This window comes from Muricoprocola aceti (assembly GCF_025567005.1).
Lineage (GTDB): Bacteria > Bacillota > Clostridia > Lachnospirales > Lachnospiraceae > Marvinbryantia > Marvinbryantia aceti.
In genome coordinates, this window is sequence record NZ_JAOQKE010000027.1 from 14059 (window position 1) to 34472 (window position 20414).

Genomic DNA, 20414 nt, shown 5'->3' on the forward strand with positions numbered 1-20414 from the left:
CATTCATATAATTCAACATCTCTATGATACATGATCAGAGATGGAAAGTAAACGGAAAAAGAAGAATCAAAAATGCTTGTGATCTTAGTTATTGAGTGGTAAAGTGAAAATATGTTTTGATATTGTACTGTAAAAAGCAGCAGGAGGATAGGATCATGATGAAGGGTCTGGTAATTTGGAAAGATGGACATGCAAGTCTGGAAGAAATGAAGAAACCGGAGATTGGAGAGTATCAGGCGTTGGTACGAATGACCGCCGGTGCATTATGTGGTACGGATAAAGAAATCATTTATGACAAACTAAAAGGATTTCATAATTATCCGACTGTGCTTGGCCATGAGGGAATTGGCCGTGTGGAAGCAATCGGGAGCAAAGTGAAAAATTTCACTGTAGGAGATAAGATAGTTCTTCCATTTCTGGATGATGGAGAAGAATTCTATTCTACTTGGGGTGCCTTTGCAGAGTATGCGGTCATTGGTGACGCTGAGGCAATGATGGAAGACGGACATACTGTGGGAGACGGCGTGCTGACAGAGGGCAATCTGGGACAGAAGAAGATCCCTGAGGAATTGGATGATGTGGAAGCGGCTATGATTGTCACGTATCGAGAAGTGTATTCTACGATGAAGCGTCTTGGCTTTCAGAAGGGAAAAAGTCTGGTGCTCTATGGCGTAGGTCCGGTAGGTCTGGTATTTATTACTCTGGCAAAATACATGGGACTTTCTCCGATTATTTGTGTGGATCACACGGAGAAAAAGCTGGAATCAGCGAGAAAATGTGGCGCTGACCATACACTGAATTTTGACCAATGTGATGTATCAGAAGAAGTGTTAAAAATCCTTCCTGAGAAAGCAGATATGATTCTGGATGCAGCTGGGGTGCCGGCATTGATCAATCAGAATCTGAAACTGGTGAAGAACTTTGGCGACGTATGTATCTATGGTGAGACGGCTAAAAGTGAATATCTGATTAACTGGGAAGAAGCACCGTTTTGTTTTAATCTGCGATTTGCCCAGTGGCCGTCAAAGGCAGAAGAAGCAGAGGTACATGATGAAATCATAGCGCTTATAAAGCAGGGCGTATTAAAGGGTTCCAATTATATATCGGACGTGTTTGATTTTAAAGACAGTGTAGAGGCAATCGAATACTTTAAAGCAAAGAAGAATATCGGAAAGATCGCAATTCGGTTTTAGAAAAACATCCTCCCGTTTCGCTATGAAAACTCTCGTTCTGCATTGCAGTGCGGGAGTTTTTTAAGTATACTAAGACAAGAAATAAAATGCAGAATCATGGAGAAGAAAATGAACAGACAAAGGGTACAGTTAGAATTTGAAAAATATGTGAGCCATTATGATACAGCGGATCCGAAGATTCGATTGAAAATAGAGCATACTTATAAAGTGGCCGATTTATGTGAAAGGATTGCCCGGAGTCTGTCTATGTCTGAAGAAGAGATTACCGCAGCCTGGATCTGTGGCATGCTCCATGATATCGGAAGATTTGAGCAGGTTCACAGGTTTCATACATTTATAGATGCAGAATCGGTGGATCATGCGAAGTTTGGAGCGGAGCTCCTTTTTGGAGAGAAAAAGTTGATTTTCCGATTCCTGGATAAAACAGACTGGCATGAGCGGATTCGAGATGCCATATACTGGCACAGCGCATACCGGCTGCCTGACAGCTTAAAAGAAGATCCATTTTGCCAGATCTTAAGGGATGCGGACAAGCTGGATATTTTACGGGTGAATCTGGAAACACCGCTGGAAGATATTTACAATGTGACTACAGAAGATCTGCGGCAAAGCATGGTGACACCGGAAGTGATGGATGCGGTCAAAGAACATCATACGGTGCTGCGCAGTGTGAAAAAGACGCCGGTAGATCATGTGGTGGGGCATATTTGTCTTACCTTTGAGCTGGTATATCCGGAAAGTCGTAAGATTGTAAGAAAACAGGGCTACCTGGATCGTATGATGCATTTTGAAAGTAAGAATCCAAAGACGCTGGAGCAATTTGGACAGATCAGGGAAGAAATGCAGAGATACCTGAAGTAGTATGCTGATAAAGAGGGAGAATCGATGGCAATAAAAGTATATATTTTGAAAAAGTCAATTATGAAATCATCCATTGACGAATATCTGGAAATGAAAGCAGAATTAAAAGAGCGTAAAAAACTGGAAAAACAGATGAATCCGGAAAGCACGATGGAACAGAAGCAGAAAAAGGAACTTCGTGCAGTGTTTGTCTCCGAATCTGATACGGCATTGCAGGCTCTGGAGATTGCCGGTATTTCTTATGAAGGTGATATTGATCTGGATGATATTGAATTCTGTAAAGTGGAGTCACAGCAGAAGTGTATCTGTGGAAACCTTCATATTCCAAGGCGCAATGATGTACTGGGAGAGAAGATCCGGATGTATTTTTTCGCAAACCGTAAGAATATCGTGATTATCGATGATGAGGACTTTGCAGAAAAAATCATTAAGCGGATCATAGCCAGCAGAACCAAACCCGGACAGAGCAGGGAACGTTTCCTGTATAATTTCTGTGCAAAGTTTATGGATGAGGATCTGGATAATCTGGGAAGATATGAAAAAAAGATCATGGGCATAGAAGAAGAGATTAATGAAGGAGATCTGGATGAGGTTACCGAAGAGATTGCATTACTTCGAAAAGAACTTCTGATACTGAGAGAATATTATGACGAAATGAATGACTTTGGAAAGCAGCTGGAGGAAAATGAAAATAATTTCTTTTCAGGAAAAAACCTGTCTTACTTTGGTACCATTTCTGACCGGGCCGATCGTCTCATGGGCCGGACCATGTATCTGCTGGATTACATTGGACAGGTTCGAGATACTTATCAGGGAAAAGTGGCAGAGCACCAGAACGACAACATGGAGTTCCTGACTATTATATCTACCATTTTCTTCCCACTGACCCTGATCACAGGCTGGTATGGTATGAACTTTGATAATATGCCGGAACTGACCCACGGCTACCCTTTTGTGATAGGACTGAGTCTTGTGGTAGTTGCTGTGATTATCATTATCTTCAAGAAACGAAAAATTTTATAAATCAGATTGATTTCGAAAAACTCTTATTCCAGATTGCGGAATAAGAGTTTTTTGAGTATACTTAAAAAGATAGTGTAAAGTATATAGATATGGAGTTGTGTATAAATGAGAAAAAGAAAAGGGTTCACGTTGGCGGAATTATTAATTGTAGTTGCAATCATTGCGGTTCTGGTAGCTATCGCGATTCCCATGTTCAATAAACAGTTAGAAAAAAGCAGAGAGGCAACTGATCTTGCTAATGTCAGGACTGCTTATGCAGAAGTTATGACAGAAGTCATTCTGGGAAATGTGGATAAGAGAGTATATGTGAAATTGAAACAGCAAATAAAAGACTGGCAGTCATGGGATCCTGTAACAATTGGAGATGTGACTCACTATAAAAGTGAGGGAGATACAGATCAATGGATTGGAGTACCGGAACCAAAGGGAACGTGTGAAGTATACCTTGACCAGGATAATTTTGATATAGTATTTAAATGGAGTGGTACAAGAGGGGAAGCATCTTATGATTTTAATATCAGGGAAAATCTGTTTGATGCATTAAATGACAGTAAACTTTTAGAGCGTGATGAATTGAAAAAAAATAATAATTTTGAGTTTGATTCCAGATGCCCGGAATCCAGTTATGTACCAGAGATAGAAAAGACAATCAAGGAGAATAGCTTATTAAAAAATGGTACCTGGGCCTATTGGGGAAGTGGAAAAGAGGAAACAAAAAGATATCTGGCATGGACATCTTTTAATACAAACGAAGTAGGAGCCGGAAAAAAGATACCGGTCATTATGCAGACAAGTAACGGTAAGTATTATATTACAGAAACAACAACTGGAAGCAGGACAGTGAAAGAAAAAGAATATGTTGCGATATCTCAGCACCTGACCCCCGGAGATTATGTGAATCTTATTAATTCCAGTAAGCAAAATGGACAGGAATATAATACTTTAAAAGAGACATATGATGCATACCAGAAGGTATTAAAAGAGGAGAAATACAGCTATTTGAAAAAGTAATATAGGAAAATACAGAACAGGAAGGAAAAGTGTATGAGTGTAGAAACAGAGGATATCAAGTTCCGCACAGCATTTATGGGCTACCAGAAGTCTGATGTAGATGCTTATGTGACGCGGGTAAAGATAGAATTAGAAGAACAGGAAAAGCAGCAGAAAAAGCTGGAAGAAGAACTTCAAGAACAAAGATCGGAGATTGAAGATCAGCAGAAACGTTTAGATGGGGCTGAGAAAAAATATGAGGATCTGAAACGGGAATATGAAGAGTACCGCAATCGGATGGAGGCGGAAGGTGCTGATCCGAAAACCATTCAGGATGCGATCTTAAATGCTCAGCGAATGAGTGAGATTGTCATTGTAGAAGCACAGCAGAAGGCAATGGATATCAGGGAGAAAGCCCGTCAGGATAAAAAGCAGCAGGAAGAAGAAGGAAAGAAAATGGTGGAAGATGCAAAAGCAGAAGCTTTGCGTGTGACATCAGAAGCAGAACTTCGCTGTGACAGTCTGCAGCACGAATATGATCGTATTCTGATGGATGTAACTGGATTCAAGGCAGAGATTATGAAAATGTATCGCAAGCATATGGAACTGCTGGCGGCGCTGCCACCAAAAGAGATTGTAGAAGCGGAAGAGATATCTCAGGATCAGGAAAGAGAATGATGCGCCCGTCAAAAAGTACCAAAGATATGGATCTGAAATCCCTGAAGAAAAAATACAAGAGCAAAGGCTTTGCAGCAGGCTGTTCCAGAGAAGTCATTCAGAGAGGTGCAGATCAGCTGGGATGGGAACTGACCAGGCTCTTAACTATGACACTGGAAGCCATGGCGGCAAGCGAAGATACGATAAACGCTGAGATGAAAGCAGAAGGATGAGAGAAAAATATGCAACTTAGTTTCTTATTGATGAAGGGAATTCTGGAATTATTTGCAATCATGATTATGGGGTATCTGATTGTAAAACTGGGAATTCTGAAAGGTTCAGACAGTAAAAGTTTTTCTGTGATTATTGTGTACCTGGCCACTCCATGCATGATCATTAATGCGTTTCAGATTGATGCCACGCCGGAAGTGCAAAAAGGATTGGTATTAGCCTGTATAGCGGCGGCAGCGGTACATATTCTATATCTGGCAGTGACGGCGGTACTGCGAAAACCGCTGCATCTGAATGTCATTGAATGTACTACCATGATTTACACAAATGCCAGCATACTGGTGATTCCACTGGTGCAAAAATTGTTTGGTCAGGAATATGTGATCTATACCAGTGCCTTTATTATGGTTCAGATCATACTGCTGTGGACGCATTGTAAGAGCCTGCTTTGTGGAGAACAGAAGATAGACTGGAAGAAGATCGTTGGCAACATCAATATTATCTCAATTATAATCGGAATTATATTGTTTGCATTACACATTCAGCTTCCGGATGGAGCGCAGAATGTACTGAACCGGATGAGCAATCTGATGGGTCCGCTGGGAATGCTCCTGGCTGGAATGGTCATTGCAGATATACCGTTGAAGACTGTATTTACCAGAAAACGAAATTATCTGCCGACAGTGTCACGTCTGCTGATTTATCCAATGCTGGTGTTACCATTAATGAAAGGCATCTATTTGTTTTCTAATCTTGCAAATGCAAAAAATGTGCTGATGATCGTATATCTGGCATCCATTACACCGGCCTGTGCTGCGGTGACATCAATGGCACAGCTGTATGACAGTGATGCGGCGCATTCCAGTTCCCTGTATGTGCTGACCACACTGCTGTCAGTAGTGACCATGCCGGTGATGATCTATCTATTCCAGATAGTGATATAGTGATAAAGATCTTTGTGCTCTGTAACGTACTGGGAGGCAGTTTTGAAGCTTATGAAAGTGAACATTGGGAAAGCGTGTTGGAGTAAAGAAGTATAATAACTGTTTTATAAGAAGGCAAAACGGTGGTGGAAGTTATGATATCAGTATCAATCTATGCAATTACAAGAAATCAGAATATAAAACAGTTACAGAAGATGGAGCAGCATTTATCGGGCAGGGAATATTCGTTAAATATCAGAGAATGGGAATTATCCAGTATGAAAGAGTTGGTAAATCATCTGGAAAAACATATGTCTGAGGTGTACAAACTCCGTCTATTTTATTCATTTCAGATTCCGAGACTTGGAAAAGAATTTGATCTTCTTCAGATTACGGATGAGCAGATTGTAAATATAGAACTAAAAAGTGGTGCAGTATCAGAGGAAGCTATCCGAAAGCAACTGATACAGAATCGTTATTATCTGACAGCTCTTGGCAGGCAGATTCGTTCTTATACCTATATTAGCAGTCAAAATCGGTTGGTACGTTTGACAAATCATGATCGTATTGTAGATGCGGATTGGGGAGAACTTTGTGCTGATTTGCAAAAAGACGGCAATGACTATGAAGGCAATATTGAAGATCTTTTTCAGGCGGAATTATATCTTATATCTCCATTGGCAGAACCGGATCGTTTTCTTAGAAAAGAGTATTTTTTGACTTCCCAGCAGAGAGATATTGAACGTCAGATTTTAAGGAAAATCAAAATAAAAGAAGGACAGTATTTCTGGTTCAGTGGATTACCGGGAACTGGAAAGACATTGCTTTTGTATGATATAGCCATGAAGTTGTCTAACAGGCAGTCAGTTTGTATGATTCACTGCGGAGAAAATGGTAAAAAATGGGAACTGTTGCATGAACGGCTACGCAGGATCGTTTTTTTGCCAGATAATCAGATAGAAAAAGGAATGGATTTTAGTACATATCATGCAGTTCTGATTGATGAAGCACATCTATTGTCTCCAGATAAATTGAAGATTTTGCTGGAACAAAATATGGAATATCCAATGATATTTTCCAGTGACTGCGAGGATATGATAGCACCGGAAGAACTGGGAGAAAATGCAGTCAGAATATTGAAAAGTCTACCGGAAGTACAGACATTTCGTTTGACCAACCGTATCCGGACTAATGCAGAATTGTCTTCGTTTATTCAGAGTATGATACATTTGCCACGTAACAAATGTCACAGAAGCTATCCTCATATCGAAGTGGTTTATGCGAACAACGAAAAAGAAGCAGAAAATCTGTTGCAGGGGTATGATATGCAAGGGTATCAGAGAAGACTGACCTGTTCTGAGATGAAAGGTATGGCAGTGAGAGATGCAGAGCGGCTGGCAGTGGTTCTGGATGAACGGTATTATTATGATGAAAAGGGATATCTAAGATATGAAAGAGTAGGAAAACAGGAGATGTCAGATGTAAGAAGACTATTTCATATACTGAATCAGGCTAAAGAAAGACTGGTATTAGTAGTGATGAGGAATGAGAAAGTGTATGAAGTATTATTGGAGTTAGTGTAGATAAATATTCCGTCCTTCTTTTTTCAACACGCCTTCTTTTTCCAGACATTTTAATTCTCTTGTCATGGCGCTGCGATCGACGCTGAGATACTGAGCCAAAGCGGTATAGGACATAGGGAGTCGTAAGTCCTGACTATGTGCTTCAGCAGAAAGACTTTTCAGATAGGCGAGAATCTTTTCTCGTGTGGTAGATCTGGACAGTACATAGATACGATTCATCTGCTGCCGGGACTGCAAGGCTGTCATCTGCAGAAGATTGCTCACCATCTGACTGTGATGATGACAGGCATTCTCACATCGCTTAATAACATGCTTATAATCAATAAACATGACTTTTGTTTCTTCTTCCGCATTGACATAATAGTGCTGAGAATCAGCCGGAAGAAGGAACGGTTCTCCAAAAACTGCATCTTTTTTCAATTCATCGATCAGATACTGATTGCCTGCTTCATCACAGCAGTATAGTACAGCACGGCCGGAAAGAATCAGGCCGATCTCATTCATGGAATGTGAGTATTCCATGATCGTTTCTCCATTTTGAAAAATCATCTCTTTTGTCTGAAAACAGACACGCATTCTTTCCTGTTCTTCGGGAAGAATATCAGTGAAAAGTGTAATCTGAGACATAGAAGTTTTCTCCTTTGGGCGAGTTAACTGTATTTCTGAAGATACTGAATAAAGTATATCACATTTTTTGAAAATAAAAACTATTTTGTGATTTTTGCAACAGAAATTTCCAATCTCATCTGTTATTATATTAACAAAGTTAAGGAACACAAAGTTACAGATACAAAATAGAAAACATAAATAAGAAGTGGAGGAAATGATAATGAAAGTTACAGATACGATTAAATATGTTGGAGTAAATGATCACCATGTCGACCTGTTTGAAGGACAGTATAAAGTGCCAAATGGAATGTCTTACAATTCCTATGTGATTCTGGATGAGAAGATTGCAGTTATGGATACCGTAGATGCAGAGTTTACTCACCAGTGGCTGGACAATATTCAGCAGGTTCTGGAAGGACGTAAACCGGATTATCTGATTGTACAGCACATGGAACCTGACCATGCAGCTAATATTGCGAATTTTTTGAAAGTTTATCCAGATACGACCGTAGTAGCTACCGGGAAAGCCATGAATATGATTCACAACTTCTTTGAACTGGATCTGGAAGGCAAAAAGATCGAGATGGAAAATGGTGGAACACTGTCTCTTGGCTATCATCAGCTTACCTTTGTATTTGCACCGATGGTACATTGGCCAGAGGTTATGGTTACGTATGACAGTACCGAAAAAGTCCTGTTTTCCGCAGATGGATTTGGAAAATTCGGTGCGCTGGATGTGGAAGAACCGTGGGATGATGAAGCAAGAAGATACTTCATTGGAATCGTAGGAAAATATGGCGCACAGGTACAGAAGCTTCTGAAAGTGGCAGCAACACTGGATATTCAGATGATCTGTCCGCTGCATGGTCCGGTGCTTACCGAAGATCTTGGACATTACATCGGTCTCTATGATACCTGGTCTTCTTACACACCGGAAGAAGATGGTATTGTGATTGCTTATACCTCAGTATATGGACATACCAAACAGGCAGTTACACTGCTTGTTGATAAATTAAAAGCAAAAGGATGTCCGAAGGTTGTGGTTTATGATCTGGCAAGAGATGATATGTCTCAGGCAATCAGCGATGCGTTCCGTTATTCTAAGCTGATCCTTGCAACCACCACTTATAATGCCAGCATTTATCCGTTTATGAATGATTTTATTACCAGACTGACAGAGCATAATTATCAGAATCGTACGGTAGGCCTTATTGAAAATGGTACCTGGGCCCCGCTGGCAGCAAAAATCATGAAAGAGATGATGTCTGGATGCAAGAAAATAGAATGGCTGAAGAATACGGTACACATCTGGTCTGCAGTAAAAGAAGAAAACCGCAAACAGATAGAAGCCATGACAGATGAGCTTTGCAAAGAGTATATTGCCAAAGATGACAGCCTTGCAAACAAAAATGACATGACAGCACTGTTCCGCATTGGCTATGGACTCTATGTAGTGACTTCTAATGATGGAAAGAAGGATAACGGACTTATCGTAAATACCGTTACTCAGCTGACGGATAATCCATATCGTGTAGCGGTGAACATCAATAAAGCAAATTACTCTCATCATGTGATCCAGCAGACCGGAGTCTTGAATGTAAACTGCCTGTCCGTAGACGCACCATTTTCAGTATTCCAGCAGTTTGGCTTCCAGTCAGGAAGAACCGCAGACAAATTCGCAGGACAGAAGATTAACCGATCCGGAAACGGACTGGTATTCCTGGACAAATACATCAACGCATTTATGTCTCTGAAAGTAGAGCAGTACGTAGATCTGGGCACTCACGGAATGTTTATCTGCAGCGTGACGGAAGCCCGTGTCATGAGTGATCAGGATACCATGACTTACACCTACTATCAGCAGAATGTAAAACCAAAGCCAGAAACAGAAGGGAAAAAAGGATTCGTATGCAAAGTCTGCGGATACATCTATGAAGGAGACGAACTTCCAGAAGACATCATCTGCCCGCTGTGCAAGCATGGAGCAGCAGACTTCGAACCAATACAGTAAAAAGAAAAATGAATTAATGATAATAGAGCTGTTATATAATTGAATTAATCAATAAAGCCGAAACAATAAACCACTTGCTATGGTGTGCTACCCGTCAAGAGAACAATGAAAAATAATAATTTTTTCTCCGTCAGCCTATTAACCGGCTGGCGGTATTTTTATGCTGCTTTCAACGTAAGTTCATGAAAGGCCATCGGTGTCATTATATGCAACTTACGCTGTAGTCGTCGGTTGTTATAGTATTCAATATAGTCTTAAGTCCGATGGAATTCATATGCTACTGTGATGAGAACGGTAACCTGGATGATGAGGCAATCGAAGATGATGCCAGTGAATTTGGTATGGATCTGGCTTTCGGTGTCATTGAATTACTGGAAAATGATCCGGATAGAATTGAGGCAATCCGCCAGTATTTCAACCATGTTTACAAGATGGAATCCATGAAGAAATTTATGGCTGTCGTGGAGACAACGGCTGTGATCTGCGGTAATTCCCCGGAATGGATCGAAGATATGCATGCCTGCAACAAAGGTGCCAGACGAATCTATCTGAAGGAACTGGTGAGTGTGTTCAACATGTACCTGAATATGTTCAAGAACAAAGAGATGGAATAATGAGGATGAAAAAATGGATTATGAATACTTCCGGGTAGAAGAATCCGAGCAGTTTTCATTTTTCCGTATTCCCAAGGCACTGTTTACAGAAAAGGAATTTGAAGGGCTGTCCACGGATGCAAAGCTTCTGTATGGCATCTTGCTGGACAGGATCAACCTTTCAAAGAAAAATGGCTGGGTGGATGCTGACGGTTATGTGTATATCATCTACACGGTAGCTGAACTTCAGAAAGTGCTGCACATGTCACACACAACGGTCACAAAGCTTCTCAGGGAGCTTGACAGTGTACATGGCATCGGCCTGATCGAACGGTACCGACAGGGCTGCAACCGTCCATCGGTGATATATGTGAAGAACTTCGTAAAACGCATCCGGGTAAAACCGGCAGTTTATTATCCTTTTGGAACGCAAGAAATTTGCTGTCCGGAACGCAAGAATCTGGCAGTCCGGAATGCAAAAAACTTGCTGTCCGGAACGCAAAAAAATGGAAGTCCGGAGTGCAAGAATTTTGCCACAAATAATACTGATATAAATAAGACTGATAAGAATGATACTGACAGGAGTAAGAGCCGCTCTTCGGAAAAGGAAAGCACTTGTCTGTACGGACGGTTTGGAAATGTCCGGCTTTCCGTGGAAGAAAACCGGGAGCTGCGGAAACTGTATCCGTATGACTTCCAGAGGATGATTGACCAGCTTTCAGCTTATATGAAATCCACTGGAAAAACCTATCAGAATCATTTCGCAACGCTTCTTCTCTGGGCAGGAAGGGAAGAACTGAAAACCGGTTCTGGAAGATATGACTTTGAGGAAGGAGAGAGTCTATGACAGATAGCAGGAATGTGGCTGATTTCCTTGGGGAAGACGGATGCCTCCGGTGTGGTGTATGCGGGAAACAGCTGAGGATTAATTTTATGGGAAGGGACCGTGTAGTGGGCTGCCTGTGTGACTGCGAGGCTCAGGCAAGAAAAGAAAAAGAAGAGCAGCTCCGCAGGGAAGAAGCCCAGAGGGAGCTTTACCAGAGAAAATCGGTAGGACTTAGAGACCGGAGGTTCTGGGAATGGCGATTTGAAAATGATAATGGGTCAAATGATAAGATGCTCATTGCCAGGCAGTATGCAAAAAACTGGGAGAAGATGAAAAAAGAAAATGTAGGGCTTCTCCTGATGGGTCCGGTGGGGACTGGGAAGAGCTTCTTTGCCGGGTGTATTGCCAATGCCCTTCTGGAACAGGGGGAGCGGGTGATGATGACGAACTTCTCACGTATCCTGAATGAAATGACAAACTATCAGGCAGATAAAAACCAGATTGTGCAGAATCTGGTGGATTACCCGCTTCTGATTATTGATGACCTGGGGATGGAACGTAATTCAGAGTTTGCCCTGGAGCAGATCTATAACGTGATTGACAGCAGGTACTGTAAAATGAAGCCCCTCATCATCACAACAAATCTCGGGTTGAATGATATGAAAGATGAATCGCTGGATGTAGCCCATAAGCGGATTTACAGCAGAATATTGGAGATGTGTGTGCCTGTCTATTGTGGCGGGGCAGACAAAAGGAGGGAAGAAGGAACTGAAAAGCTCGGTCGGATGCAGAGTCTGATCAGAGTCTGATCGGTTCTTTTTTGATGAAAGGGGTGATACCAATGGTCTTAGGTTGGGACAGCAAGTAATACGCTGAAAGGAGGGAAATTCATGCAGGAAGAAGTAACATAGAAAACGGTGACTTTTTGTGTGCGTACCACAAAAATGACGGCAGATGTGTTGAAAAAAGTGATTGCCGCATATCTACGGCATCAGAAACAGAAAAGTGCTGAGAAGAAAGCACAGAAAAATCAGCCGAAACAGGGGAAAATCACGGTGAAAGAGCTGGCAAAGCAGAATGCCGGGATGACGAATATTGAGATCACACCCAAGAACATCAAGTCTTTTGAACGGTATGCCAGAAAATACGGGATCAATTATGCCCTGAAAAAGGATAAGACCAAAGATCCGCCGGTTTATATGGTGTTCTTTAAGGGACGTGACCAGGATGCGATCACCGCAGCTTTCCGTGAATTTTCCCAGAAAGAGATCTAAAAGGCGAACCGTCCTTCCATCCACAAACGTCTGGCAGCATACAGGAGTATCGTTGCCGGGAAGACGAAGGGCAAAGCCAGGAATAAGCATCAGGAGGTATCCCGGTGAGAAAGCTTACTGCCGGTGGTATGACCAACAAGCTGAAAGCAAAAGCCAGAGTTACGCTGTCCGCTTTGGATATGAAAAAGCTTATTCTCACCAATCTTCCGTACCTATTCATCTTTTTGTTTGCAGACAGGGCATCCTGTCTGTACCGGGCAAGTCCTGGGGCAGAGATGGGAAACAAACTATTATATGCCATGGAACACGCTGACCGGATCCTGACCGGGTTCCTGCCAAGTCTTTACTACGTGGATGTTCTGGTGGGAGCCGGGATTGCGGCAGTTGTGAAGATACTGGTCTGGCAGAAACAGGCAGATGCAAAAAAACTCCGAAAAGGAGTGGAATATGGTTCTGCCAGGTGGGGAACAGCGGAAGACATCAAACCATTTATGGCAGATGATTTCTGGATGAACATTCCGCTGACGGCAACAGAATCCATTACCATGGAGAGCCGTCCGAAGAACCCAAAGTTTGCCAGAAATAAAAACATCTGCGTCATCGGCGGTTCCGGTAGTGGAAAAACAAGGTTTTTCGTAAAGGTCTCTATTATGATGATGAACTGTTCCATGGTCATTACAGACCCGAAGGGTTTAATATATAAAGTACAGAGAAATAAACGTTTCTTCATAACGAAAAAACGCTTATTTGCCTGTATTTTCAAGGCTTTCGAGGAAAGGAGGTGAATAAATGAGCCGGCAGAAAAACAAACTTACAGCCCTCTATGAACGTCTATCCAAGGATGATGAACTGCAGGGGGAATCCAACAGTATTACGAACCAGAAGCAGTATCTGGAGGAATATGCGGAAGCAAAAGGACTGAAAAATATCCGGCATTATACAGATGATGGCTATAGTGGTGTCACTTTTAACCGTCCGGGTTTCCAGAAAATGATTGCAGATGTGGAAGCAGGACTGATTGATACTATTTGCGTAAAGGATATGAGCCGACTGGGTAGAAATTATCTGAAAGTTGGTTACTATACGGAAATTTTGTTTCCAGAAAAGGGAATCCGGTTTATCGCCATCAACAACGGCATTGACAGTGATGTGCCTACAGATAATGACTTTACTCCATTTCTGAATATCATGAATGAATGGTATGCCAAGGATACCAGCAAAAAGATCAAGGCGATCTTCCAGTCAAGGATGAAGTCCGGGAAGCGGTGCAGCGGTGCAATTCCCTACGGATACAAACATGATCCGGAGGATAAAAACCATCTGATTATAGACGAGGAGGCTGCCAGAAATGTCCGCAGGATTTACCAGCTTGCAATCGAAGGAAACGGACCGGCACAGATCGCAGATGTTATGACACAGGAGCATATTCTAATACCGTCTGCATATCTGGAACGGGCAGAGGATGGCGAAGTCAGCAGGAACCACAGCTACCATGACCCTTATGTATGGAATGCTACTGCTGTCAGCGGTATTCTGGACAAACAGGAATATATGGGGCATACGGTTCTTGGGAAAACAATCTGTGACAATTTCAAAACAAAAAAAAGAAGAAAAGCCAGACCGGAAGAACTCATTGTTTTTGAAAATACCCATGATGCGATTATTGATGAAGAAACATGGAATCAGGCACAGAAGCTGAGAAAGAGGGTGATCAAACGTGTTGCCAACGGAACGTATAAGCATCGGCTTTCCGGACTTGTATATTGTGCTGACTGTGGCAGCAGGATGAGTTACCGAAGTCCCGAGGCACAGCACAGAAAGAGTGGGAAAGTCTATGATTCCGACAGTAATTTTGCCTGTTCCGCTTATGGAAACAAATACAAAGAGTGTACCTTCCATTTCATCAAAGGTGCTGTAATTTCGCAAACAGCCGGAGAGACCTTCTGGAATGGCTGAAACTCTTAAAGGATGAAGAGATCACAGATATACGGAAGATCTACAAAAATGGTGTGACAGATTCCGTACTTGAGAAGTATCGAAACTATTTGAACAGAAATGCCGGATAGGAAGGAGAGACAGGATGAAAGCCATACGACTTATTTTAAAAATCATGTTGTTGCCTGTGATGGTTGCTCTGAAAATAATAAGGCTGTTTGTGGAGTTCCTTGCAGGAATATCAGCAGTTATCTTCCGGGTAATCGCAGGGATTTTTCTTCTGACTGCCCTGTTAAGCTATGGCTTTGGTCTGGAAAATTCCGGGGAATGCCTGAAAATGATATTGGCTGGATTCCTGTTCTATCTCCTGCCATGTACGGTTGAAATTGTGATTATGGGAATCATCTTTTTGGAAGAATGGATTCGCTCTTTTACGTAAGAAGAGGATAGAAAGGAACACGATTATGAAAAGAGAATTAGTGGAAAGCTACTTCGACTGGAATGAAATCAGGCTGGAGGCATATTTACGGATTGACCCGGAGCTGATCGAACTGGAAGGGGAATGCGAGAAAACGATGGATGAATTGAAGCCATATATAGAAAAATACGGGCATGAGTTCTGGACGATTATTGACCGGATCGTATCAGCAAGACACGCAGTAGAAGCCTATATCAGCCGGGAAATGTATATCCGGGGATTTCTGGATTATGAGCGTCTGGTGTGTGAGATAGAAAGGGATGTATGAGGATGAAAGAGGAAGCATTAAAGGAATTTGTGGACAATATCATTCAGGAACGGATGCAGAGTGCGTTCAGCAAGATGAAAGCCGGGAAAGAACCAGATACAGAAGATGATGTAGAAAAGAAATATGAGGAAGCGGTGGCATCGCTTCCAGAGGATAAACAACAGGCAGTCCGGGAATACTGTGACGCTATTTTTGACAGCGGGGCAGAAAGTGAGATTTTCTTCTACCGGCTGGGACTTCAAGACGGAATCCGGTTGAATAAAATCGTAAAAAAGATAATCCGGTCAGTTTCATAACCTGATGAATATTAAAATGTAAGAATGAAAAGAAAGAGCATGAGCCGACATAAAGGTTGATGCTCTTTTTTTATAGATAATCCAGCGAGAGGAGGTGAGGCAGAATGAAGAATCTGAATATCAACCAGATGATGTTGCTGTACTGTTTTGGATGCCCGAATCTGGAGTTTACAACTAAAAGACTCCGTTATGTGGCTGCACTGGCTACTGATTTTGAAGTGAAGAAATGTATTTTCAATCTCAGCAAGTATATCAATCAGGATGGTGTGGCAGAAGGCTATGACCAGATGTACTTCGACATCAAAGATTTTTTCAGCCCGGACGATGATCCGGCAGGAGCATTTGTACTGACACCGATGCGGTGGGGCGATGATTTCGCAGCGTAAAGAATGATTAAGAAAATGGAGGAAAACAGGATGAACAGAGTGATTTTAATGGGACGTCTGACAAGAAACCCCGAGATCAAATACGGAGGAAAGGATAACGACATGGCAGTTGCCAGATATACATTGGCAGTTAACCGCAGATATAAGAAGGACGGTGAGCAGGAAGCTGATTTTATTTCTTGCGTAGTATTTGGAAAAGGTGCAGAGTTCGCCCAGAAATATCTTCGGAAGGGAATGAAAGTTGCTGTACTTGGCAGGATCAGTACCGGAAGTTATAAGGACAAAGATGGAAAAACAGTTTATACTACCGATGTGATTGTGGAAGAACATGAATTTGCAGACAGTCCGAAAGCAAAAAATGAAGCAGAGACAGGAGCCGACACAGGGGAAGGAAAAGCTACAACAGACAGTGATGGATTTATGAATGTGCCGGAGGGAGAAGAACTTCCTTTTGAGTAAATGTTAAGTAACGGAGGAGGCTGTTATTATGCAGCTTCTTCCGGCAGCTGAAATATGGAAAATCAAAATCTTTGAGGTATTCAATCTAATGAAAACGTGATACAATTTGTATAGTTATACATGGAGGTACAGACATGGCAGTATGTTATGAAAGACTGTGGGAACTGTTGGCTAAAAAGAATATGAAAAAAATTGAATTACAGCATCGTTCGGGAATCAGCGGGAATATTCTCGCCAAGTTGGGAAGAAACGAATATATTTCCATGCAGTCTGTTGAAAAGATATGTATGGCGTTGAATTGTACAATAGATGAGATCATGAGTTTTAAAGATAATTAATTTGTTTTATTAAACTGGATACGTAATAAGAAAATGAATGGAGGATACCTATGACAGTTTCAGAGAAAAGAGAAGCTGCAAGACAGTTTTTTCAAAAATGGGTAAACAAAGGTAAAGAAGATGAAGATGACCGTTCTTATTGGATAGATATTCTTACAAGGCTTATGGCAGTAGAAAATGCCACGGATCATATTGAATTTCAAAAGAAAGTTATAATTGATGGCAATACAAAAAGAATAGATGCATATATTCCGGAAACAAAGGTTTTAATAGAACAAAAGAGTTTGGGAGTTTCGTTAGATAAGAAGATTCTGCAATCAGGTGGAATTGAATTAACACCATATGAGCAGGCAAAGAGGTATAATGACAATTTGCCTTATACAGAAAAAGCTAGATGGATTGTAACATCAAATTTCGCTGAAATATGGATCTATGACATGGATATGAGGGTGCCAGAACCAACCAAAATAAATATATCAGATTTACAGTCAAAATATGATATGTTGGAATTTCTTGTTGATCAAGAAACAGTTAAAATTAGTCAAGAAGTCCAGATTTCTAAAGACGCAGGTATTATTGTTGGTAAATTATATGATGCTTTCATTAAACAATATGAAACGCCAGATGATCCGGAGACATTAAGAAGTTTGAATAAACTGTGCGTTCGCATCGTTTTTTGCCTTTATGCCGAAGATGCGGGTATATTCGGTATAAAGAATTTATTCCATACTTATATGGAACAATTTAATGCACAAACTGCACGAAAAGCATTAAGAGATTTATTTAGAATTCTAAATCAGAAGGAAGAGGAACGTGATAAATATCTCAAAGATGATGATCCGATATTAGCGTCTTTTCCATATGTAAATGGAGGTTTGTTTGAAGATGAAAATGTTGAGATACCACCATTTACAGATGAGTTACTTCATCTTTTGTTAGATAGTTCAAATTTTGAATGGCAAAATATTAGTCCGACAATTTTTGGAGCTGTGTTCGAGAGTACATTAAATCCAGAAACAAGACGTTCTGGTGGTATGCATTATACAAGCATTGAAAATATTCATAAGGTTATTGATCCACTTTTTCTTGATGATTTAAAGCAAGAATTTGAGGAATTGAAGAACATGCAAACGCGAAAAAAAGATGGATCGATTAACCCTATTCCGTATGCAAATAAGATGAAATATTTAGATGCTTTTCAGGATAAATTGGCCAGTTTGAAATTTTTAGATCCTGCTTGCGGATCAGGTAATTTTTTGACAGAAACATACTTATCTATCAGACGTTTGGAAAATGCTGTTATTAAAGAAAAATATGAATATCAGAAAGATGCATTTGCAGGACAAATATCATTAACAGATTTAAATACAATGAATCCTATCAAGGTTTCAATTTCTCATTTTTATGGAATAGAAATAAATGATTTTGCAGTAACAGTTGCTAAAGCGGCATTGTGGATAGCTGAAAGTCAAATGCTGGAAGAAACAAAAGCAATTGTTCATATGAATATTAGCTATTTGCCATTAGAAACTAATGCGTATATCATAGAAGACAATTCTCTGAAATTGGATTGGAATGACGTTGTTCCAAATTATGAGTTAAATTATATTATGGGTAATCCGCCTTTTAATGGTGCAAGAACAATGTCAAAAGAACAAAAAGCTGAAATGGTAAACATAGTGGAAACAGAATCAGGTGATCCCAAGAAATATAAAAATTATTCAAAAAATCTTGATTATGTTGCTGCATGGTATTTTGTAGCGGCAAGATATATTAAAGGAACAGGAATTCAAGCAGGGTTTGTATCAACGAGTAGTATATGTCAGGGAGAACAGGTTTTTCCATTATGGAATGCCTTCACGTAGACGTAATTATATTATCCAACGTTTGGATTCATTTGTTTCGGATGGTGGTGCAAAATATGATGTAAAGCTGTTTACTATTGAACATGTTCTTCCTCAGAATCCTGAAAAAGGCAGTGAATGGGATCAACTGTGGCCTGATCAGGACGAACGAGCCTTTTGGTTAAATCGAATTGCTAATCTGGTACCTTTAACCAGAAAGCATAATTCAGCAGCACAGAATTATGATTTTGCCACGAAGAAAAAGAGCTATTTCCAGAACAAAGGTGGAATTACATCCTATACTTTAACTACACAGGTTGTGAACGAAGATTCTTGGACTCCAGAGGTTGTATCTGAACGTCAAAAGACATTGTTGGCATTATTTTCTGAAAAATGGGATTTAAAAATTGATCCATCAGAAGAATTAAATGATGATGAAGAAATAATGTTTCATTTAGCTATTCGTGGCTGTAATGCTTCGGGTTGTGTTGGGAACGATGGGAGTTTCATAGTAAAGGCAGGCAGTACTATCGCTAGAGATACTACTCCAAGTTGTCAATCTTCATATATAGAAATTAGGAAGAATCTAATTGATAATGGAATTATCGTAGACGGTGTATTTACTCAGGATTATGTTTTCGATAGTCCGTCTGCAGCTGCAGTTATTGTAGGTGGTCGTTCTGCAAATGGACGTAGAGAATGGACAACCTTAGATGGACGTCAATATGGAAAAGTAGTTGGTCATAAAATCGAACGAAGTAGCAGAAATGGTACAAAGTCATATTTCCAGAGCGGAGGAACTGGCGATAAGGCAGCTTGACGAATTACATCACAGTAACGGATATTATAATCCAGCAGATTATGTTTCGTTTAAATTTAAAAAAGAAACTATTTATGATCCATGGCTGAAAGAAGATTCACAGGGAGTGCCATTTGCATGGCAACTGCATGATAACCAGGATATTGCAGTTGATCCTTTTGAATATTATGGAAAAATAAAAACTGCACGTTTTATTGAAGATATTATTATGAAGCATGGAATAATGTAGGAGGTTACCACAATGCCGAGTAAGAAATGGTCAGGTCTGAATCATATGCAACTTGGTCAGTTTGGGGAATATTATGCGAAAATGGAATTTGCTTCTTACGGATTCGATGTATATACATCTGAAGTGGATGATCATGGTGTAGACTTTATTGCCAGAGATATAAAGACCGGTATTTTCTATGAAGTGCAAGTGAAATCAATGTTCAAAGGAAAATACGTGTTTATAAAAAAAGATAAGCTGGTAATGGATGATAGGCATCTTGTTTGTTTTTTGCATTTTATAGAAAATGAACTGCCGGAAATATATGTAATTCCAGCGACAGCTTGGAAGAACCCGAATGCTGTTCTTGTAGACAGGAATTATGATAAACCTGAGTGGGGCATCAATTTCTCAAATAAGAATCATGCATTATTAGAACAATATAGACCAGAATGTTTTTTCAAAAATTAAATAATGTGCAAGCCAAAGGGCATCAACCGTAAAAAGTTGGTGCCTTTTGTTTTGCCGTGTGTCCAGCGAAGCTGGACCACACTTGCCGGTGTAAGTCCGGTCACGGTAATCGCCAGTGAGCCGTGTAGCTAAACTCG

General features: G+C 40.6%; 25 protein-coding genes and 2 pseudogenes. 25 read left to right on the plus strand and 2 right to left on the minus strand.

Going from position 1 to position 20414, the window contains the following annotated elements:
• The first annotated feature begins 155 nt into the window (after positions 1 to 155).
• From OCV47_RS14485 to OCV47_RS14520, 8 genes and pseudogenes are all read left to right on the plus strand, one after another.
• On the plus strand, positions 156 to 1193 hold the full coding sequence (locus tag OCV47_RS14485; protein WP_262655775.1) for a zinc-dependent alcohol dehydrogenase: 1038 nt from the start codon (positions 156 to 158) through the stop codon (positions 1191 to 1193).
• Between the two features lie 108 nt (positions 1194 to 1301).
• Positions 1302 to 2054 (plus strand): HD domain-containing protein, encoded by a 753-nt coding sequence (locus OCV47_RS14490; protein ID WP_262655776.1) that lies wholly within the window; start codon positions 1302 to 1304, stop codon positions 2052 to 2054.
• A 24-nt stretch (positions 2055 to 2078) separates the two neighbouring features.
• Positions 2079 to 3077 (plus strand): magnesium transporter CorA family protein, encoded by a 999-nt coding sequence (locus OCV47_RS14495; RefSeq protein ID WP_256299605.1) that lies wholly within the window; start codon positions 2079 to 2081, stop codon positions 3075 to 3077.
• A gap of 105 nt (positions 3078 to 3182) precedes the next feature.
• Positions 3183 to 4088, plus strand: coding sequence for a type IV pilin protein (locus OCV47_RS14500; RefSeq protein WP_262655778.1), 906 nt, complete (start codon positions 3183 to 3185; stop codon positions 4086 to 4088).
• Between the two features lie 33 nt (positions 4089 to 4121).
• Positions 4122 to 4745: a hypothetical protein gene (locus tag OCV47_RS14505; RefSeq protein ID WP_262655779.1), complete on the plus strand. Its 624-nt coding sequence runs from the start codon at positions 4122 to 4124 to the stop codon at positions 4743 to 4745.
• A pseudogene (locus tag OCV47_RS14510) lies at positions 4742 to 4957 on the plus strand (hydrolase); the annotation flags it as partial. The gene OCV47_RS14505 and the pseudogene OCV47_RS14510, both read left to right, overlap by 4 nt.
• Before the next feature lie 9 nt (positions 4958 to 4966).
• A complete protein-coding gene (locus tag OCV47_RS14515; protein ID WP_262655780.1) occupies positions 4967 to 5899 on the plus strand; it encodes an AEC family transporter in 933 nt (310 codons plus the stop codon).
• Between the two features lie 134 nt (positions 5900 to 6033).
• Positions 6034 to 7461, plus strand: coding sequence for a P-loop NTPase family protein (locus OCV47_RS14520; protein ID WP_262655781.1), 1428 nt, complete (start codon positions 6034 to 6036; stop codon positions 7459 to 7461).
• Here OCV47_RS14520 and OCV47_RS14525 read toward each other — a convergent pair.
• Positions 7453 to 8088, minus strand: a complete 636-nt coding sequence (locus tag OCV47_RS14525; RefSeq protein ID WP_262655782.1) for a Crp/Fnr family transcriptional regulator — start codon at positions 8086 to 8088, stop codon at positions 7453 to 7455. The two genes, OCV47_RS14520 and OCV47_RS14525, sit on opposite strands and share 9 nt — an antisense overlap.
• A 202-nt stretch (positions 8089 to 8290) precedes the next feature.
• Between OCV47_RS14525 and OCV47_RS14530 the strand changes: the two genes are divergently transcribed.
• On the plus strand, positions 8291 to 10081 hold the full coding sequence (locus tag OCV47_RS14530) for a flavin reductase (RefSeq protein WP_262655783.1): 1791 nt from the start codon (positions 8291 to 8293) through the stop codon (positions 10079 to 10081).
• Between the two features lie 158 nt (positions 10082 to 10239).
• Here the strand turns inward: OCV47_RS14530 and OCV47_RS16110 are convergent, their stop codons facing one another.
• A complete protein-coding gene (locus OCV47_RS16110) occupies positions 10240 to 10329 on the minus strand; it encodes an IS3 family transposase (RefSeq protein ID WP_262655798.1) in 90 nt (29 codons plus the stop codon).
• Between the two features lie 15 nt (positions 10330 to 10344).
• Between OCV47_RS16110 and OCV47_RS14540 the strand changes: the two genes are divergently transcribed.
• The 16 genes and pseudogenes from OCV47_RS14540 (at position 10345) to OCV47_RS14615 (ending at position 20277) form a co-directional block, all read left to right on the plus strand.
• Positions 10345 to 10695, plus strand: coding sequence for a hypothetical protein (locus OCV47_RS14540; protein WP_262655784.1), 351 nt, complete (start codon positions 10345 to 10347; stop codon positions 10693 to 10695).
• A gap of 13 nt (positions 10696 to 10708) precedes the next feature.
• Positions 10709 to 11521 (plus strand): replication initiator protein A, encoded by an 813-nt coding sequence (locus OCV47_RS14545; protein WP_262655785.1) that lies wholly within the window; start codon positions 10709 to 10711, stop codon positions 11519 to 11521.
• The gene (locus tag OCV47_RS14550; RefSeq protein WP_262655786.1) at positions 11518 to 12309 is read left to right on the plus strand and encodes an ATP-binding protein; all 792 of its coding nucleotides are present in this window, start codon (positions 11518 to 11520) and stop codon (positions 12307 to 12309) included. Before OCV47_RS14545 ends, OCV47_RS14550 begins: the two co-directional genes overlap by 4 nt.
• Before the next feature lie 135 nt (positions 12310 to 12444).
• Positions 12445 to 12882 (plus strand): annotated as a pseudogene (locus OCV47_RS14555) (PcfB family protein).
• The gene (locus OCV47_RS14560) at positions 12879 to 13559 is read left to right on the plus strand and encodes a type IV secretory system conjugative DNA transfer family protein (RefSeq protein WP_262655789.1); all 681 of its coding nucleotides are present in this window, start codon (positions 12879 to 12881) and stop codon (positions 13557 to 13559) included. The pseudogene OCV47_RS14555 and the gene OCV47_RS14560 overlap by 4 nt, the downstream one beginning before the upstream one ends.
• Before the next feature lie 4 nt (positions 13560 to 13563).
• Positions 13564 to 14730, plus strand: coding sequence for a recombinase family protein (locus tag OCV47_RS14565; RefSeq protein WP_262655790.1), 1167 nt, complete (start codon positions 13564 to 13566; stop codon positions 14728 to 14730).
• A gap of 124 nt (positions 14731 to 14854) precedes the next feature.
• Entirely contained in the window at positions 14855 to 15148 is a 294-nt protein-coding gene (locus OCV47_RS14570; RefSeq protein WP_177296882.1) for a hypothetical protein, read from the plus strand.
• Between the two features lie 25 nt (positions 15149 to 15173).
• The gene (locus OCV47_RS14575; RefSeq protein WP_262655791.1) at positions 15174 to 15455 is read left to right on the plus strand and encodes a hypothetical protein; all 282 of its coding nucleotides are present in this window, start codon (positions 15174 to 15176) and stop codon (positions 15453 to 15455) included.
• 2 nt (positions 15456 to 15457) lie between these two features.
• Positions 15458 to 15751 carry a hypothetical protein gene (locus tag OCV47_RS14580; RefSeq protein ID WP_262655792.1) on the plus strand — a complete coding sequence of 98 codons (294 nt, stop codon included), beginning with the start codon at positions 15458 to 15460 and terminating at the stop codon, positions 15749 to 15751.
• 104 nt (positions 15752 to 15855) lie between these two features.
• Positions 15856 to 16137, plus strand: coding sequence for a hypothetical protein (locus tag OCV47_RS14585; protein WP_177296879.1), 282 nt, complete (start codon positions 15856 to 15858; stop codon positions 16135 to 16137).
• Positions 16138 to 16167: 30 nt separating this feature from the next.
• Positions 16168 to 16596 (plus strand): single-stranded DNA-binding protein, encoded by a 429-nt coding sequence (locus OCV47_RS14590; protein ID WP_262655793.1) that lies wholly within the window; start codon positions 16168 to 16170, stop codon positions 16594 to 16596.
• Between the two features lie 134 nt (positions 16597 to 16730).
• Entirely contained in the window at positions 16731 to 16934 is a 204-nt protein-coding gene (locus OCV47_RS14595) for a helix-turn-helix domain-containing protein (protein ID WP_262655794.1), read from the plus strand.
• Between the two features lie 50 nt (positions 16935 to 16984).
• The gene (locus tag OCV47_RS14600; RefSeq protein ID WP_262655795.1) at positions 16985 to 18799 is read left to right on the plus strand and encodes a DNA methyltransferase; all 1815 of its coding nucleotides are present in this window, start codon (positions 16985 to 16987) and stop codon (positions 18797 to 18799) included.
• Positions 18735 to 19598 carry a DUF4357 domain-containing protein gene (locus OCV47_RS14605; RefSeq protein ID WP_262655796.1) on the plus strand — a complete coding sequence of 288 codons (864 nt, stop codon included), beginning with the start codon at positions 18735 to 18737 and terminating at the stop codon, positions 19596 to 19598. Before OCV47_RS14600 ends, OCV47_RS14605 begins: the two co-directional genes overlap by 65 nt.
• Entirely contained in the window at positions 19546 to 19827 is a 282-nt protein-coding gene (locus OCV47_RS14610) for a hypothetical protein (RefSeq protein WP_262655797.1), read from the plus strand. The genes OCV47_RS14605 and OCV47_RS14610 overlap by 53 nt, the downstream gene beginning before the upstream one ends.
• Positions 19828 to 19839: 12 nt before the next feature.
• A complete protein-coding gene (locus OCV47_RS14615; protein WP_177296873.1) occupies positions 19840 to 20277 on the plus strand; it encodes a DUF4365 domain-containing protein in 438 nt (145 codons plus the stop codon).
• Positions 20278 to 20414 lie beyond the last annotated feature (137 nt).